At 69.8% G+C, this 16,195-nt stretch carries 12 protein-coding genes; 9 read left to right on the forward strand and 3 right to left on the reverse strand.

The window, feature by feature from the left end; all coding sequences use genetic code 11:
- Nucleotides 1-225: 225 nt before the first annotated feature.
- From ACH4SI_RS33320 to ACH4SI_RS33340, 5 genes are all read left to right on the forward strand, one after another.
- Nucleotides 226-4,455: an FtsK/SpoIIIE domain-containing protein gene (locus ACH4SI_RS33320; protein WP_398302355.1), complete on the forward strand. Its 4,230-nt coding sequence runs from the start codon at nt 226-228 to the stop codon at nt 4,453-4,455.
- 105 nt (nt 4,456-4,560) lie between these two features.
- Nucleotides 4,561-4,848 carry a hypothetical protein gene (locus ACH4SI_RS33325; RefSeq protein WP_398302357.1) on the forward strand — a complete coding sequence of 96 codons (288 nt, stop codon included), beginning with the start codon at nt 4,561-4,563 and terminating at the stop codon, nt 4,846-4,848.
- A gap of 8 nt (nt 4,849-4,856) precedes the next feature.
- The gene (locus ACH4SI_RS33330; protein ID WP_398302359.1) at nt 4,857-6,557 is read left to right on the forward strand and encodes a hypothetical protein; all 1,701 of its coding nucleotides are present in this window, start codon (nt 4,857-4,859) and stop codon (nt 6,555-6,557) included.
- 46 nt (nt 6,558-6,603) lie between these two features.
- Complete coding sequence (locus ACH4SI_RS33335) at nt 6,604-6,882, forward strand: hypothetical protein (protein WP_398302361.1); 279 nt, start codon at nt 6,604-6,606, stop codon at nt 6,880-6,882.
- A 35-nt stretch (nt 6,883-6,917) separates the two neighbouring features.
- A complete protein-coding gene (locus tag ACH4SI_RS33340) occupies nt 6,918-8,621 on the forward strand; it encodes a protein kinase (RefSeq protein WP_398302363.1) in 1,704 nt (567 codons plus the stop codon).
- Between the two features lie 19 nt (nt 8,622-8,640).
- On the opposite strand, the gene ACH4SI_RS33345 is transcribed toward ACH4SI_RS33340, so the two are convergent.
- Entirely contained in the window at nt 8,641-9,432 is a 792-nt protein-coding gene (locus ACH4SI_RS33345; protein ID WP_398302365.1) for a helix-turn-helix domain-containing protein, read from the reverse strand.
- A gap of 263 nt (nt 9,433-9,695) precedes the next feature.
- On the opposite strand from ACH4SI_RS33345, the gene ACH4SI_RS33350 reads away from it, so the two are divergent.
- On the forward strand, nt 9,696-10,544 hold the full coding sequence (locus ACH4SI_RS33350) for a helix-turn-helix domain-containing protein (RefSeq protein WP_398302367.1): 849 nt from the start codon (nt 9,696-9,698) through the stop codon (nt 10,542-10,544).
- Here the strand turns inward: ACH4SI_RS33350 and ACH4SI_RS33355 are convergent.
- Both ACH4SI_RS33355 and ACH4SI_RS33360 read right to left on the reverse strand, forming a co-directional pair.
- A complete protein-coding gene (locus tag ACH4SI_RS33355) occupies nt 10,528-11,355 on the reverse strand; it encodes a TIM barrel protein (protein ID WP_398302369.1) in 828 nt (275 codons plus the stop codon). The genes ACH4SI_RS33350 and ACH4SI_RS33355 overlap by 17 nt on opposite strands.
- A complete protein-coding gene (locus ACH4SI_RS33360; protein ID WP_398302371.1) occupies nt 11,352-12,371 on the reverse strand; it encodes a Gfo/Idh/MocA family oxidoreductase in 1,020 nt (339 codons plus the stop codon). Before ACH4SI_RS33360 ends, ACH4SI_RS33355 begins: the two co-directional genes overlap by 4 nt.
- A gap of 386 nt (nt 12,372-12,757) precedes the next feature.
- On the opposite strand from ACH4SI_RS33360, the gene ACH4SI_RS33365 reads away from it, so the two are divergent.
- The 3 genes from ACH4SI_RS33365 to ACH4SI_RS33375 all read left to right on the forward strand — a co-directional run bounded on the left by ACH4SI_RS33365 (nt 12,758) and on the right by ACH4SI_RS33375 (nt 16,193).
- A complete protein-coding gene (locus tag ACH4SI_RS33365) occupies nt 12,758-13,396 on the forward strand; it encodes a hypothetical protein (protein ID WP_398302373.1) in 639 nt (212 codons plus the stop codon).
- A 209-nt stretch (nt 13,397-13,605) separates the two neighbouring features.
- The gene (locus ACH4SI_RS33370; RefSeq protein ID WP_398302375.1) at nt 13,606-15,000 is read left to right on the forward strand and encodes an MFS transporter; all 1,395 of its coding nucleotides are present in this window, start codon (nt 13,606-13,608) and stop codon (nt 14,998-15,000) included.
- Nucleotides 14,997-16,193 carry an FAD-dependent monooxygenase gene (locus ACH4SI_RS33375; protein WP_398302377.1) on the forward strand — a complete coding sequence of 399 codons (1,197 nt, stop codon included), beginning with the start codon at nt 14,997-14,999 and terminating at the stop codon, nt 16,191-16,193. Before ACH4SI_RS33370 ends, ACH4SI_RS33375 begins: the two co-directional genes overlap by 4 nt.
- Nucleotides 16,194-16,195 lie beyond the last annotated feature (2 nt).

Raw genomic sequence — 16,195 nt, forward strand, 5'->3', positions numbered from 1 at the left:
GACTCGGAGGCACGCGCTGCGTCCCGCCTCGGTCGGTCACGGCCGACGGCGCTCACTGGGTAGCCTCCAGAAACGTTCCGCAGGCCCACGAACTCCGCCACACGCACGCGTTGCTGCGCCGACGGTCAACGACTCTGCGCGCCATGTCAATGCCAACGGCGATGGCGCGCGGCACGCTTGGGGTGCCTTGTTGGTACACGGACCCTGGCATGGAGGCACGGAGCGGTGCGGATCGTCTACGCCGACGGCACATCCGAGCAGGACCTGGAACTGCGGATCGGCCGCCCCGACGCCACGCTTGCCGACCTCGCGGCCGCCCTTCGGGTGCCCGCGAGCGGGCTGAGCGTCGATGGCCGGATCCCCCCGCCGGAGACCGTGCTGAACGAGTCCGGGCTGGTCCAGGGGGCGTGGGTGGCCCGGCCCGGTGCGGTCGCCACCGCACCGCGTCGCCCGGTGGCCGTACTGCGGGTGGTCGGCGGCTTGGAAGCCGGGCGCGGTGTCCCGCTCCAGGCGGGCACCACGGTCGTCGGGCGCGGTGCCGAGGCCGACGTGCGGGTCGTGGCCACGGGGGTGTCCCGACTGCACGCGGCGTTCGAGGTCGCGCCCGACGGGGGCGTGCGCGTCACCGATCTCGATACGGCCAACGGCACGGACGTCGGTGGCGAACGCATCGCCGAACCGGGCGTTCGGGTGCGCCCGGAGGACCTGGTCTCGCTCGGCGGTGAGGTGCTGCTGCGCGTCCTGCCGCCCGACCGCCTCGGACCCGTTCAGCGCGTCAACGCCCTCCGCGAGGTCGGCCCCGGAGGCACCCTGCCGTTCAACCGCGCGCCGCGCGGCGGCCGCCCGGCCGATCCGCCTCGGATCGTCGTCCCCGCCGCACCCCGACGTGCCGACAAGGCCCCGTTCAGCGTCTCCAGCATGCTCGGCCCGCTGGTGATGGCCGCGGGGATCGTCGCCCTCACCCACGACTTCCGGTACGCCGCCATCGCGGCCCTCACCCCCTTGATGTTCCTCGGGAACTTCTTCGAGGATCGGCTGCGTGGCCGGTTCGCGCTCCGGCGCGGCACGCGTGCCCATGCCGCACGGGTCGTGGAGTTCGAGCGGGAGGTGGCGGCGCGGAACGCGGCCGAGGTCCGTACCCGCCGCGCCGCCCACCCTGATCCAGCCGAGGTGGTCCATCGCGCCACGGCACCGGGGGTCGCGCTGTGGGAACGGCGTCCGGGTGCCCCGGACTTCCTGCGGGCCGTCGTCGGCCACGCGGATCTGTCCTGGACCCCGCCGCTGGACAACGACTCCGCCGAGCCCGCGCCGGAGGCGGCCGCGATCCTCGGCGCACGGAGCGTCCTGCCGCAGGTGCCCGTGGTCGTCGGGATCGCGGCGGGCGAGGCGGTCGGGCTCGAGGGGGACCGGCGCGCCTGTCTGGCCGTGGCGCGGTCGCTGCTGTGCCAGGCCGTGGTCGGCAGCGGCCCCGCCGATGTGACGCTCGCGGTCTTCGCCGACGCCAACCGGTGCGCCGACTGGGAGTGGACCAAGTGGCTGCCCCACGGCGCGGACCTGCGTTCCGGTACGACCCGGCTGGTGGCCATCGGCCCGGAGCAGACGGACGCGCTGGCCCGGAGCCTGCTGGACATCGTCGCCGAGCGCAAGCCCGCCGAGAACGGCGCGGGGCCGGTCCTCCTGGTGGTCGTGGACGGCGCCACCCTGCTCGAGGGGCGCCCCTGCCCGCTGCGCGACCTGCTGGCCGGCCGCTCCGGCGGCCCCGCGGGGTGCGGGGGCATCGTCCTCACCAGCCGCCTGCCCGCACTGTGCACCACCGTGATCACCGCCTCGGCCGAGGCCACCGGCAGCGTACGTGACGTGGCCTCCGGGGAGGTCGTGCGGGACGTGCTGCTCGGCGGCATGCCGGTGGCCGAGGCGCGTACCGTGGCGCGGGCGCTGGCCCGCTTCGAGGACCCGGAGCTGAGGGTGGAGGGCGCCGGGCTGCCCGACCGGGTCCCGCTGCTGTCGCTCCTGGACCTCGACAGCGTCACCGGGGCCGCCGTCGGCGACGGGTGGAAGAAGCGCGCCCCGGCGCTGCGCGTCGGCGCGGTCCTCGGGGTCGGCGAACGCGACCTGTTCACCGTGGACCTCGACGACGACGGGCCGCACGCCCTGATCGCGGGCACCACCGGCTCGGGCAAGAGCGAACTGCTGCGCACCCTCGTCGTGAGCATGGCCATCGACGCCGACCCCGAGCACCTGACCTTCGCCCTGGTCGACTACAAGGGCGGGGGAGCGCTGGACGAGTGCGCCCAACTGCCCCACACCGTGGGCCTGGTCACCGACCTGGACGAGCAGCTGAGCGAGCGCGCGCTGCGGTGTCTGGAGGCCGAGATCCACCACCGGGAACGGCTGCTGCGCCAGACGGGGCTCAGCCACATCCGCGACTACCAGCGGATGCGCGACGGCGGGTGCGGCGATCTGGACCCCATGCCGCGCCTCGCGGTGGTGATCGACGAGTTCGCGACCCTCGTCAAGGCGCTGCCGGACTTCGTGGACGCGCTGGTCTCCATCGCGCAGCGCGGCCGCAGCCTCGGCGTCCACCTGATCATGGCCACGCAACGGCCCGCGGACTCGGTCAACGACGCCATCAAGAACAACGTCAAGCTGCGCATCGCGCTGCGCGTGGAGTCCACCACCGATTCCCAGGACGTCATCGACAGCCCCGCCGCCGCCGGGATCGGCACCCGGCAGTGGGGGCGCGCCTATTACCGGCTCTCCGCCCGCGAGGTGATGCCGGTACAGACGGCGCTCTCCACCGGCACCACCCCGCAGGCGGAGGTGACCGCGCCGGTGACGGTGGCACCGTTCCTGCTGGGCGTGGGGGCCGAAGACCCGGCCGCGGTGGGGGAGGGCGGCGAGTCGGACCTGCGGCGGCTGGTCGCGGCCGCCCGGGACGCGTCGGCGGCGGCCGGTTTCGCGCCGCCCAGGCGTCCCTGGCCCGATCCGCTGCCAGCCGTGCTGCCCACGGCCGAGCTGCCCGCCGTCGCCGAGCGCGGCCTGCACACCGAGGCCGCCGGGCTGCCCGCGTGGGCGCTCGCCGACGACCCCGACCGGCAGCGGCAGTACGCGGTCGGCTGGGACCCGGCGGCGGGCAACATCCTGATCTACGGCGTCGGCGGCTCCGGCACCTCCACCGCGCTCACCTCGCTCGCCCTCTCCGTGGCCCACGCCGCACCCCCCGACCGGCTGCACGTCTTCGCCCTCGACATGGGCGCGGGCCACCTCGCCCCACTCGCCGGCCTGCCGCACACCGGCGCCCACATCGGAGCCGCCGAGCGGGAGCGCCAGGTCCGCCTGATCAAGCTGCTGCGGCGGGAGCTGGACGCGCGTAAGGCACACGGGCCGGGGGACTTCCCACAGTGGCTGGTGCTGCTGGACAACCTCGGCGCGCTGCTGTCGGACTTCGACAAGGACATCGCCGGGATGAACCTCATCGAGGAGCTGGCCCGCGTCTACGCCGACGGCCCGGCGGTCGCCATCCGTTTCGCCGTCACCGCCGACCGGCCGGGCGCGGTGCCGTCGGCCTGGGCGGCGCTGACGCAGACCAAGCTGCTGATGCGGCTGGCCGACTCGGGCGAGTACGGGTACTTCGACATTCCGCGCGGCTCGGTCCCCACCTACGTACCGGGCCGGGCCCTGGTCGCCGCCAACCGCCAGGTGATCCAGCTCGGTTGGCCGGGCGAGGATCTGGCCCGGGCGGTCGCCGGGGCCGCCGCCCACTGGCCGGACGCGCCCGGCACCGCGCCTTGCATCGGCCTGCTGCCGACGGAGGTCGAACTGACCGCGATGAAGGCGCCCATTCAGGTCGCCTCCGACCCCTGGCAGATCCCGGTCGGCCTGGACGACGCCACCCTGGAGTGCGCGTGGCTGCGGCTGTACGAGAACGAGCACGCCCTGATCGCGGGCCCGCAGCGCTCGGGTCGCTCGACGGCGCTGTGCGCCATCGCCCGCCTGGTGGCCGCCTCCGAGGAGCCGCCCACCGTCATCGCGTACGCCCCGCGCCGCTCCCCGCTGCGCGACCCGCCGCCGGGCGGCGAGATCGCGGTGGTCACCGACTACACCGCGCTGGCCGAAGCCCTCTCCGAGTGTTTCGGCCCCACCCTCCTTCTGGTGGACGACGCCGACACGGTCGAGGACGAGTTGGGGGCCCTGGAGCGCTGGCTCTCGGTGTCCGCCACCTCGGGGAGTCACCTGATTGCCGCCGGCCGCGCCGACGCCCTGCGCCGCCTCTACGGCCACTGGACGCAACCCGCCCGCGACAGCCGCTGCGGCGTCCTCCTCGCCCCCGACCACGACCTCGACGGCGACCTCCTCGGCGCCACCTTGCCCCGCCACGACCGCATGACCCCGCTTCCTGGGCGGGGGTACCTCGTGGTCGACGGGGTTGCGGGTGGGGTGCAGTTGGCGCGGTGAGGGGACGTTGCGTTCCACGCCAAGGGCATTGCGCAGGGGGTCAATGACAGCTGGTGGCCATGCGGCCGAGAATTCTTGTGTGAGCCTGACAGGGGGAAATGACTGATGCCGCCCACGTACGATTTCGAGGCCGCTGACCGGCTCACGCAGCAGCTGAACCGACTCGTCGGAAAGCTCGACGCGTTCATCACGCTGCGAGAAAACCAGAGAACGGCGCTGCTGGGCCCGGAGCCCTGCGACAACTGGTCCGGCCCGAAGCGAAAAAATTTCGACGGGCACTTCAGAACTCAGCAGAACGCGCTCGGTGAGCTGAAAGCGGCCGCGATGAACCTTCGCGGAGTCGTGGCCCAGGCGACCGAGCAGGCTCATGAGGCCCGCAAGGAACGGGGCTAGGGAGCGAAGTGAACGAGAACTCCTGGTGCTCAGCTGTTCCCGAGAATCTGTACCGGTATTCCGACGCGTGCACCCGCGGCGCCGAGGAACTGCAGAGCTGGATCCGCACGGTGCTGGCGCCCGCGATCAGCGCCTATAACAGCGGTGGCGGATGCAGCGGCCCGCTGGACGTGGACGGGGCCAGGAAGGTGGCCGCCGCCTGTCGCACCGACCGTGACGTCCGGGCGACCGGGCAAGCGTTCCAGCAGGCTGGTGCGCCGACCGCTCGACCTGGCAGGCAACAGCAGTACCTGGTGAGGGACAAAGCCCTGGACGTGGTTCTGAAGAGAATTCAGCACCAAGCGCGATTGAAGGCCGGGGCCGCACTCGCGCAGCGATTCATGGAGGCCAGGACCTTCAAGGATCAAAAGTCGCTGCTGGGAGCCCTCGATCAGCACGCTGGCGATCCTTACTTCAGCGCCGGTTTCTTCAACGTCCTGGAGGGGTGGCAGATTGAGACCGTGGTAGCGCTCGACGGCAGCAAGGCGTTGGTCAGCGCCTGCTCCACCGACGTTCTCGACAAGAAGGTCATCGGATTCGTTGCCCACCAACTGACTCAATCGGCACCGACCGTCCGGTTCGCGGTGAGCCTGTTGTATCACCCGATGACCGACCTACAGAAGGTTGGACTACTCAAAGCATTCGCCGGGAATCCCGTGGCCGCGGCGAACTTTGCCAGGTACGTGACTGGCGACGGGAAGGCACTCAAGGCTCTGCTGGGGGCTGAGGGGTACCCGCACCCACGATCATCCGGGAAACCGTCCGTGCTCCAGACGGCAGCCCAGCGGGCCTACCTTTCGATGCTCAGCTCCGCGGTCACCAAGATGAACCAGGCCGAGGTGCAGCGTCTCCTCCTCGCCATGGGGGCCGACGAGAGCGCCAAGGGTGGACCCAAGCCCGGAAACTTTCCCATGATCAGTGCTGCCGACCTGGACGCGATCATGCCGGATCTCAAGAACTTCATGCGCGCCGGTGCGGCCGCCATGGTCTCCCCGATGCCGAGTCAGGCGGAGTTGCGGAACGGCTCGACCCTCCTACAGGAATGGGTGAAGAAATTCGGCGCAAGAATGCACGCCTTCGATGGACTCTATGACGGTATTGTCCTGGCCTACCAGAAGGACGGAGCGAAGCAGAGCAAGATCCGCGACGTCATCATAGACGCGGGGTTCGCGGCCGGCTTCGCCTTCCCTCCCGAGGCATTGATGAGCCTTGGGGTGAGGGGAGTTGGCGGGGCAATCATCTCCGGCTTCAACGAAGACCGCGTGAAGGACATCGCGAAACCATGGATCCTCAAATCGCTCGAAAAGAACAGCAAGAGTGCTGATCCTGCGGAAATCGCCAAGTACACCAACATGCACGTGGGCATCTATCTGATTTCGCGGATGGTGTACAACCGTAAAGGCATGGTGGTCGACAAGTTCGAATGGCCGGACCTCAACGCCCCGGACGGCATGCAAAGACTCCTCACCGTGATGCGTGACGGAGACCACTCCGTGGACTGGGTAGCGATGTCAGGGTGGCCTGCGGAGCGAAAGATCAATGGCGGTGACGCGAAGAACCTGTCCGTGCTGCTCGATGCTTACATTTCGGCCGTCGCGACCAAGGCGACACCCGTGACTCTGCCCGACAGGCTGCCGTCGAACTCGATCTGGCGTCTTTCGGTCAAGTAGTCCGGACTGAAGTCTCACCCGACAACACATATTCAAGGAGTGGAACATGAGCAAGGTAACGTCCTCGGACTTTGCGCAGGCGCAGGCAACCAAGATGCTCAGCCTCATCAACAACCAGCTGCCGGGCCTCATCCGGCAGCTGAACAGCCACGGACAGCAGTTGAGCGACCCCAGCCACTGGGATGGCCCGCTCGCGCAAAAGTTCAGGGGTGAGGTCTGGCCGCAGGCCAGCAGGGACCTGGACAACATGAGGTCGTCCTTGGAGCAGTTGCAGCAGCAGGTGCAGAAGGTCCTCGGGAACATCATGGCCGCGGGTGGTAAGTGACCGGAGCGAGGATACGGCGCCCTGAGGAAGCAGCCATGCCTGAGACCGACCCGGCCCACCCCTGGACCGGAGAGCTGACAGCCGTCGACCTCGAACGGCTCGGTGCCGAGCCGCTGCGCCGGACGGACCCGGTGACGATCGGGCCCTATCGGGTGCTGGCCCGGCTGGGTGGCGGGGGGATGGGGCGGCTCTTCCTCGGCCGGGCCGTGGCCGCGGACGAGTCGCGGTCGGCCGCGTACACGGCCCGAGACCTGGTGGCCGTGAAGGTGATCCGGCCGGAGTACGCCGAGGACGCCCGGTTCCGCCGCCGTTTCGACCGCGAGGTCGAGGCGGTGCGGCGGGTCCACGGCCGGTACACCGCCGAGTTGCTCGGGTCGGGGTTCGACGAGGACGAGCACCTGTGGATGGCGACGGCCTACGTCCCCGGCCTCAGCCTGGACGAGGCGGTCCGCCGCCACGGCCCCCTGCCCGCACCCGTCGTGTGGCGGCTGGCGGCCGAGATCGGGCAGGCGCTCGCCACCATCGCCGCCGCCGGGATCGTTCACCGCGACCTCAAGCCGTCCAACGTCCTGCTGGGCGCTGACGGCGCGCGGGTCATCGACTTCGGGGTGGTGCACACCGCCGACGCCAGTGCGCTCACCATGACCGGCCAACACGTCGGCACCCCGGCGTACATGTCACCGGAGCAGGCGGGCGGCCGTCCCGTCGGCTCCGCGTCGGATGTCTTCTCGCTCGGCTCGGTCCTGGCGCTCGCGGCGACCGGCCAGGCGCCATTCGGCGAAGGATCGACCGGGGACGTCATCCACCGGGTGATCTACGATCCGCCGAGCACGGAGGTCGTCGATCGGGTGGCGGAGAGCGCGCCGGAGCTCGCCGAGCTGATACGCCGCAGTCTCGACAAGGACCCTGACGCCAGGCCCTCCCCGGAGCGGGTGGTCGAGGCCGCCGGCGAGCGTGATCCGGCCGCGGAATGGCCGGATCCCGTCGCGGAGTTGATCGCGGCGCGCGCCGGGTGGAGCGGCAGGTCGGCCGCCGTGTCGCCCATGGACCAGTTGACGGTCCTGCGGCGCGGCGCTCCCGGGCGTACGGTCAAACAGACCGGTCCCCGGAAGAGCCGGCGGGCGGTGTTCCTGGGGGCGGCCGCGACCGTGGTGGCGTCGGTCGCGGTGGTGGCGGCCTTCGTCGTCCCGGGGAACGGGGCGTCGCCGCAGGCGCGCCCTGAGGGCTCGCGCGCCGCTGTCCGTGAGGCGTCGCCCACCGCCTCGGATACGCCCAGCCCCAAACACCGGGAGAGCAAAAGCCCCGTGCCGAGCACATCGGCGCCGCTCCCGCGGATGCCGCCTCCGGCCGCTGACCCGCCCGTGGGCCCGCAGGGCGGCGGAGGAGAAGACGAAGCCTCCACCCGCGCGGCCAGTAAGCCGGAACCGCAACCTCAGCCGAAGTCGACCAAGGTCACGGTCACGCCGCAGCCGTCGCACACGGCGCCGAAGACACGACCGTGGACGTCGTGCCGCTACTACTCGGGGAGCGCCCTCACAAAGTACGGAGACAAGGGGGACCGCGTTCGTGAGGTGCAATGCATTCTGAAGGCTCGCGGATACGACATCGGCCCGTACGGTGTCGATGGGAATTTCGGGTACGACACTCGGCTGTCGGTGAGGGATTTCCAGAACAGTCATCACCTGCACGTCGACGGCATCGTGGGTGAGGACACCTGGCCGGTTCTTCGGGGAGCCTGAGGCGTTGGGTCCGTGCCCACTAGTCCCATTGCGTGCAGAGACCCTTCGCGCAGGCACGGACCCATACTCCATGACCCGGGGGAAGGCGGACGGTCCGGTGGTAACGCGCGAGCTTGCCCGGCGGCGCGGCGGCGAGGTCGATGATCTGCGAGCAGGAATTCGGATGGTCGGAGACGCAGAGCTGGGCCGTGGTATTTCCCGTGTGGTTCGGGTTCTCCACGTACCCGTTCACCGTGGCCCTGGCTGATTTCCAGCAGACTTTCCCGGTCGTGTACGCGTGGATCTCCGCATAGTAGTCGCGGCACCCGGACGTCGGCGGTGGGGGAGCTGCTGATCGGCCGAACCATAGGAAGGCAAGGACCGCGGACAATGAAATGAGCAACCCTGAAAACGCGAACAGGATCACGCGTCGCGGGTTGCGAAACGGGCCGTGCGGCTGATCAGTTGATGTGCCGACGGGCATCGCTGGTTCCGCGTCCGTCCCGGTCACGGGAGATGGGGCGGCTTCCCGCGTCTCCATGGCCGTTTTCAGTGCGTCGTCCCAGAATTCCAGCAAGGGCCCGGGGTCGGCGCCGCACGCCTGCGCGATGTCCTTGACCGCGTCGCGGCCGGGAAACAGTTTGCCGTTGACGTAACGCTCGAGCGACGCCCTGCTGTAGTGGGTGCGGGCTTCCAGCCGGGCGTAGCTCAGCCCCGACGTCTGTTTGATACGCCGCAGTTCGGTCGCCAGGTGCCGTCCGGCCGGGGAAGCCAGAGCAAGAGTGCCCTCATGAGGCGACCCCCTCGACGCGTCAGTGTTGGCTGCCCCCATGCCATTTCCCCCTGTATGTCCTGCCTTGTGGCGATATTCGGACTGTGTGGCGTCTCAGAACGTCCCATGGGACGCCTGATCCCTTCCTGGGCCGGTTCGAGCCGTCAAGAGTGTAGAGGCGGAAGCGCTTGGAACGGGCGGCGAACGTGCCCTCACGCAGTGATGAGCGGACTCGCCGACCCAGGGAAGCGCGAACTCCCTCGGTCGCACGAAAGGCATTTACGGTTGTGGAAACGTACGACACCTGTGTGGATTCCCGCGGGATGAGGGTGCTGGACCTTGGTCAGGTGCGTATTTCAGTGATGAAGCCCCTCGCACGGGCATGGGAACGGGAATACCGTACGTTGCTCCAGCCCACCCCGGGTGCGTGGCTCATCCTGCTCTCGTTCCATCCGGAGCCGTCGTCGTTCCAGGGGCGAGAAGGAACGCATCGGGAAGTCACCGCTTTTGTTCTGCGGGAGGGGACACCGCCACTCGACCTGTCGCTGCCCGGCCGAGGAGAGGCGGACCTGGCGGTGGTTGTGCAATTGCCCCGCAGTGCCGTCCCTCTTCCGGTGGGTGCCTCGCGAAACCTGACGCGGGGACCGGTACCGGTGAGGGACGGGCCCGGGGTGGTGCTGGCCCGATTCCTGGAAGGAGTCGCCGATCAGCACGCGATGCTGGAATCGGCACCCGTCGGGCGCCTCGGATCAGCTGTCATAGACCTTTCGGCCTTGTTTCTCACCAGCATGGTGGACCGGCGGGAGGTGATTTCCTCCTCGCCGAGGACGGAACTCATCAAGGAGATCAAGCGGTTCGTCGTCCGGCACCTGAACGAGCCGCTGCTGTCTCCCGCGCTGATCGCTGCCGAACATCACATCTCCGTGCGGTACCTCCAATACCTCTTCCAGCAGGATCGGCAAACGGTCCGTGGGTTCATCCGCGAACAGCGGTTGGAACGCTGTCGCGCCGATCTGGCGGACGCGTCCCATGCCGGCCGAACGGTCGGGGAGATCCGCGCCCGGTGGGGATTTCAGGACGACGCGGTCTTCGGCAGGGTCTTCAAGAAGACCTATGGGATCTCTCCCGGCGAGTACCGCAAGGTGGGTCACCCCATCACGCCGGTGGGGTGACGGCGACTGCGGCGTCGGCGCCGGGAGTGAAGGCGCTTCGGAAGGCGTCCAGGGCGGCGTCGGAGTCGTCGCGGGCCCAGCTTTCGAGGCCGACGACGCCGGTGTAGCCGAGGTCGTCGAGGGCGCTGGCGATGGCGGGGTAGTGGATCTCGCCGGTGCCCGGTTCGCAGCGGCCGGGGACGTCGGCGACCTGGATCTCGCCGAGGTAGGGAAGGGCCCGGCGGCAGAGTTCGATGAGGTTTCCCTCGCCGATCTGGGCGTGGTAGAGGTCCAGGTTCATTCGCAGGTACGGGCTGTCGACGGCCCGCACGAGCGCCAGGGTGTCCGCGGCGCGGGCGAAGGGGGTGCCGGGGTGGTCGACCGCGAGATTGAGGTTTTCGAGGGTGAAGACGCGGCCGGCGGCTTCGCCCAGTTCCGCGACGCGGCGCAGGGTGTCGGCGGCCGTGAGCCACATCGCGGGGGTGGCTACCTCGACGGGGCGGACGGGGAGCCCCTTGCCGTCCAGGCCGGTGCCGTGCAGGTTCAGGCGTGCGCAGTCCAACTCGGCGGCCACGTCGAGGGACTCGCGGGCCGAGGTGAGCAGGGCGTCGATGCCGTCGGGGTCGGTGAGGTCCCCGGTCAGGTAGCCGGTCATGGAGGAGAACGTGGCGCCGGTGGCGGTCAGGGCGTCGATGTCCTTGGCGGACCAGTCCCAGATCTCGACCTGGAAGCCGCGCTCGGCGATGCGGGCGACGCGTTCGGTGAACGGGCGGTCCAGGTAGAGCATTTCGGCGTCGGCGGCGAGAGTGAAGGGGCTCACGGGGAGCGTCATGCGGTCACCTCGGCGATCGTGACGGTCGCGGTGGTTTCCACGCTGCGGATGGCGGCCAGCGCGATGGACAGGGCCCGGCGGGCGTCGTGGCCGGTGACGAGGGCCGGGTTCTTGTGGCGGACGGCGTCGGCGAAGGCGGTCAGCTCGGCGGTGTAGGCCGCGCGCAGCAGCTCGGTGTCGCGCCGGGCGGTGTCGACGTGGATGCCCTGGGGGCCGTAGAAGGTCATGTCGGTGCTGCGGCCGTTGCCGGCGGTCACCATGCCTTCCGAGCCGAAGACCTCGGCGCGTACGTCGTAGCCGTACAGCGCGGAGAAGGACGCCTCGGCGGTGGCGATGGCACCGTTGTCGAAACGGATCGTCACCACCGCGGTGTCCAGGTGGCCGTCGGCCTTGGCGTCGGGACGGACCAGCGCGTCCGCGGTGGCATGGACGCTGACCGGGGTGGCGCCGGGGTTGAGCCAGCACAGGGTGTCGAAGTCGTGGACGAGGGTCTCCAGGAAGATCGTCCACTGCGGGATCCGGGCCGGGTCGGCGGTGAACGGGCCCGGGTCACGGGTCAGCGACCGCAGCAGCTGCGGGGTGCCGGTACGGCCGTCGGCGACCGCGGCGTGGGCCGCGGCGAACCCGGGGGCGAAGCGGCGGTTGAACCCCACCTGGAGTACGACACCTGCCTGCTCCGCGGCGGCGATGGCGCGGTCGGCGTCGGCCGACGTCACCGCCATCGGCTTTTCCACGAAGATGTGCTTGCCGGCGGCGGCCGCGGCGACGACCAGGCCGGTGTGGGACCGGGCGGGCGCGGTGATCAGCACGCCGTGGATGTCGTCCCGGCCGAGGACCTCTTCCACATCGGTGGTGGCCGTCGGGGCGCCCAGCTCGGTGGCGAGGCGCCGAGCGGTTCCGGGTACCGGGTCGGTGACCGCGGCCAGGGTGACGCCGTGGATGTGACGGGCAACGATCTCGGCGTGGTTGGACCCGATACGGCCTGCGCCGATCGTGGCCAGCTGCAGTGTCCGCATGTCTGTGCTCCCAAGTGAACTAGTACGTTCTAGCAACCGAACGTAAAGTGCCCGCCGTGATCGGTCAAGGGGTCCATGTGTTCGGCAAAGCTGGGCAGCGGCCTGGCGAGGGGCGACGTGCCCCTCATCGGCGCCCGCTGTCGGGATTTACCTTGCGCCAATGCCTTGGCGTTAACTAGAACGTTCTAATCAGCTTCCCGTCGCCGTGGCGGTGGCGGCGAGGGGGGCATTCGGACCTATGGGGCGTTTGTGAGGAGAGTGGCACCACTACTCACACGCGCATTAGCCGGACGTTAGTGGAGCGGCAGCGATGCGGTAGTGGGCCCGACCAGAGTGGGTGACGTACCGAGAAAACAACGACACCGACTGTCCCGGGGGGACCCGAAATGAGCTCCCACACCACTGGCCGCACCGCTCGTCGCCGCACCCTGCGCCTTGCCGCCGCGGCCCTGATCGCAGCCACCGGCCTTACCCTGACCGCCTGTTCCGGCTCGGGCTCCACCGGCATGAAGCCCGCGGCTGCCACCGCGTCCAGCGGCGCGGACTCCTCCGCCGGAGCGCAGGGCTCCGATGTCACGGTCGACACCAAGGCGGGCGCCGCGGGCAAGGCGGCCTCCCCGGTCCGCACCCAAACCCTGGTGGACGGCAGCAAGGCCGAGATCTACAAACTCGGCCCCGAGCACTACCGCGCCAAGATCGTCAGCAGCGGTTCGGTCCTGGCCACGATGGAAGCCAAGGGCAGCGACGCCGGGCTCGACGCCAACGGCATGTACGTCGTGCTCACGCTGGACGGCCAGGTCCGTTCCTGGATGGGCGGCGAACACCAGGGACCGGGCACCTTCAAGCTCGCGGGCGGTTGGAAGGCCAAGGTCACGAAGGTCGGCGACCTCCACTACCGCGCGGAGATCCTCGGCTTCGAGGGCTCGGTGGGCACGCTGGACGCGAACCAGCACGACACCGGGGCCAACGCCAACGGCGTGTACATCGTGCTCAGCGCCGGCGGTGTGATCAGCGCCCACCAGTAAGTTCCTGCCCCGCTGCGGCGGTGGAGCCACCTTTGGTGGCGCCACCGCCGCGGTGACGTGCTGTGGTGCGTACGCACCAGGACCCGTGAGCGGCTGGTCCGGGCGCACCAGGGGAAGACAGCAGCGGGGAACGATGCCCGCCCGGGGCGCCGGAGGGGAGTGTGGGAGGCGCGTGAATCCCGCGCATTTCCCGGATGAAAAGGACGTCCATGTCCGAAGCTGTGGTTTCCCCGGTCCGCATCGGGAGGCTGTCGATCGGCGCGCTCGGTATCCTGGCACTCGCCCTCGGCACCCTGCAGTCGGTGGTGGAGCCCGCGCTCCCGCTGCTGCAACGTGAGTTGGGGGTCAGTCCTGCCGAAGGGGCATTGGTCGGCAACACGTTACTCATCACCGGCGCGGTCGTCGCACCCGTCGCAGGCAAACTCGGCGACCGCTACGGCGGGAAGCGCGTGCTGCTGTGGCTGATGGCCGTGGTGTCGGCCGGTGGTCTGCTGGCCGGTCTGGCGCCGAACCTGCCGGTGTTGTTGCTCGGCCAGGTATTGCAGGGTGCCATGGTGGGTGCGCTGCCCCTCTCGTTCATCCTGGTGCGCAAACACCTCCCCACTGGAGAGTCACAGGTGGCGATCGGGCTGGTCACCGCGCTGTTCACGGGCGGCGGCCTGGTGGGAACGCTGATTGCCGGGCCGATCGCGGAAACACTGTCCTGGCATGGGATGTTCGCGCTGCCGACGATCGCGATCATCGCGACGACGCCGGCCGTGATGTGGCTGATGCCGCATGATCCGCCGATCCCCTCGGACGACGGGATCGACTGGCCCGGCGTGGTTCTGCTGAGCGGTACGTTGCTCGCGTTCATGCTCGGGCTCGGGGCGGTGACGGGCGGCGGTCTGCCGCCACTCGCGGCCGGTGCCGTCGTGGTGGTCGTGGCCGCCCTCGCGAGCGGATGGGTCGCCGTCGAGCGCCGGGCGGCCGCGCCGATGGTCGATCTCCGCATGCTGGCGAAGCCCGCGATGAGGAATGCGTTCGTGCTCACCTTCGTCATCACCATCAGTTTCGGGATGGTGGTCTTCCTGCTCCCGCAGCTGTTCGCGATATCGGCCGACGGGTACGGCTTCGGAGTCGGCACCACCGACATCGGGCTGTTCCTGATGCCCGGCGCCATCGTCGGGGCGGTGAGCGATTCGGTCGGCGGGATCGCGGCGCGGCGTTTCGGTCCCCGTGCCGTGGTCACCGTGGGCGCCGTCGTCACGGCGGCCACGATGATCGCCCTGGCGTCGGTGCACACCGCGGCATGGCAGCTCGTCCTCGCGAAGGTGCTGACCGCGTTCGCCGCGGGCGTCGGTACCACGGCGTTGCTCGCCGGCACCGCCACCGCCGTCGACGCGAGGGACACCGGCATCGCCACCAGCCTGCTCGTGGTGACACGGGTGATCGGCGTCGCCCTGGGCGCCCAGGTCGGCGGCGCGATCCTCGCCGCCGGGGCCGACCCGATGTCGGATCGGCCGGCCGAATCGGCCTTCGTCACAGGGTTCGCCGTCGCCGGCCTCGTCGCCGCCTTGTCGCTGCTCGTTGTCCGTATCACGAAGAAGGGAGTCCAGACGTGAGTACGAGCGCGAAGCGCACAGTTCTGATCTCCGGGGCCAGTATCGCCGGACCCGCGCTGGCGTACTGGCTGCACCGGTCCGGATTCGCGGTCACGGTGGTGGAGAAGGCAGGCGCGCTGCGCGACGGCGGTTATCCGATCGACATCCGCGGCACCGCGATCGAGGTGGTCCGGCGGATGGGGATACTGCCGCGACTGCGGGACGCGCACATCGACTCGCGTCGCTGCACGTTCCTCAACGCCGAGGGCGGTGAGGTGGCCGCGCTCCCCCCGCACGCCGTTGCCGGCAGCGTCGAGGGACAGGATCTGGAGGTGCGTCGTGGGGATCTGGCCGCGGTCCTCCACGGAAAGGTTCGCGACGACGTGGAATTCCTGTTCGACGGCTCCATCGACACCCTCGACCAGTCGGAACAAGGGGTCGACGTGACGTTCCGCGGCGGGCAACGGCGCACGTTCGACCTGGTAGTCGGCGCCGACGGTATGCACTCATCCACCCGGGAGTCCCTGTTCGGCCCCGAAGAGCAGTTCCACCGCTACCTCGGCTACTGCTTCGCCATCTTCACCATGCCGAACACCTTCGGTCTCTCCCGCGAACTCATGATGTGGAACACCCCGGGTAAGGCCGCGGCGCTCTACGCCGTCGGGGACAGCGACGAGCTGCACGCCTTCCTGACCTTTCACCAACCGGAACCGCCGTTCGACGCCCTCCGGAACCCCGACGCCCAGCGGGACCTGGTCGCCACGGTCTTCGCGGGCGCGGGGTGGGAGGTCCCCGGCATGGTCAACGCCATGCGCGACGCGGACGACCTGTTCTTCGACACGGCCGGTCAGATCCGCATGCCCCGCTGGTCCAGCGGCCGCGTCGCGCTCGTCGGGGACGCCGCGTACGCACCCTCGTTCCTTACCGGACAAGGCTCAAGCCTCGCGCTGGCCGGTGCCTACATGCTCGCCAACGCCCTGGCCACGCACCGCGACCACACCGCGGCCTTCGCCGCCTACGAACGCGGTGTGCGCGAGTTCGTGGCCATGAATCAGGCACTGGTCGACAACGGTGCGGCCACGCTCTTCCCCACCACGGTGCGGGCCCTGGAGCAACGCAACACCATGCTGCGTGGCCTCGTCACCATGCCCTCCGCGACACCACGACCGGCCCACTCGGCCCTTACGCTGCCCGCGTTCGCCCCGATGCCGTGACC

Origin of the sequence: Streptomyces sp. NPDC021212 (assembly GCF_044332925.1) — a bacterium.
Taxonomy (GTDB): domain Bacteria; phylum Actinomycetota; class Actinomycetes; order Streptomycetales; family Streptomycetaceae; genus Streptomyces.

What these genes read in the sequence shown, in the direction of transcription:
- ACH4SI_RS33355 (WP_398302369.1), bottom strand. Translation starts at nt 11,355, where the DNA reads ATGACGCTCCCCGTGAGCCCCTTCACTCTCGCCGCCGACGCCGAAATG.
- ACH4SI_RS33325 (WP_398302357.1), top strand. Translation starts at nt 4,561, where the DNA reads ATGCCGCCCACGTACGATTTCGAGGCCGCTGACCGGCTCACGCAGCAG.
- ACH4SI_RS33345 (WP_398302365.1), bottom strand. Translation starts at nt 9,432, where the DNA reads ATGGGGGCAGCCAACACTGACGCGTCGAGGGGGTCGCCTCATGAGGGC.
- ACH4SI_RS33350 (WP_398302367.1), top strand. Translation starts at nt 9,696, where the DNA reads ATGAGGGTGCTGGACCTTGGTCAGGTGCGTATTTCAGTGATGAAGCCC.
- ACH4SI_RS33365 (WP_398302373.1), top strand. Translation starts at nt 12,758, where the DNA reads ATGAGCTCCCACACCACTGGCCGCACCGCTCGTCGCCGCACCCTGCGC.
- ACH4SI_RS33335 (WP_398302361.1), top strand. Translation starts at nt 6,604, where the DNA reads ATGAGCAAGGTAACGTCCTCGGACTTTGCGCAGGCGCAGGCAACCAAG.
- ACH4SI_RS33340 (WP_398302363.1), top strand. Translation starts at nt 6,918, where the DNA reads ATGCCTGAGACCGACCCGGCCCACCCCTGGACCGGAGAGCTGACAGCC.
- ACH4SI_RS33370 (WP_398302375.1), top strand. Translation starts at nt 13,606, where the DNA reads ATGTCCGAAGCTGTGGTTTCCCCGGTCCGCATCGGGAGGCTGTCGATC.
- ACH4SI_RS33360 (WP_398302371.1), bottom strand. Translation starts at nt 12,371, where the DNA reads ATGCGGACACTGCAGCTGGCCACGATCGGCGCAGGCCGTATCGGGTCC.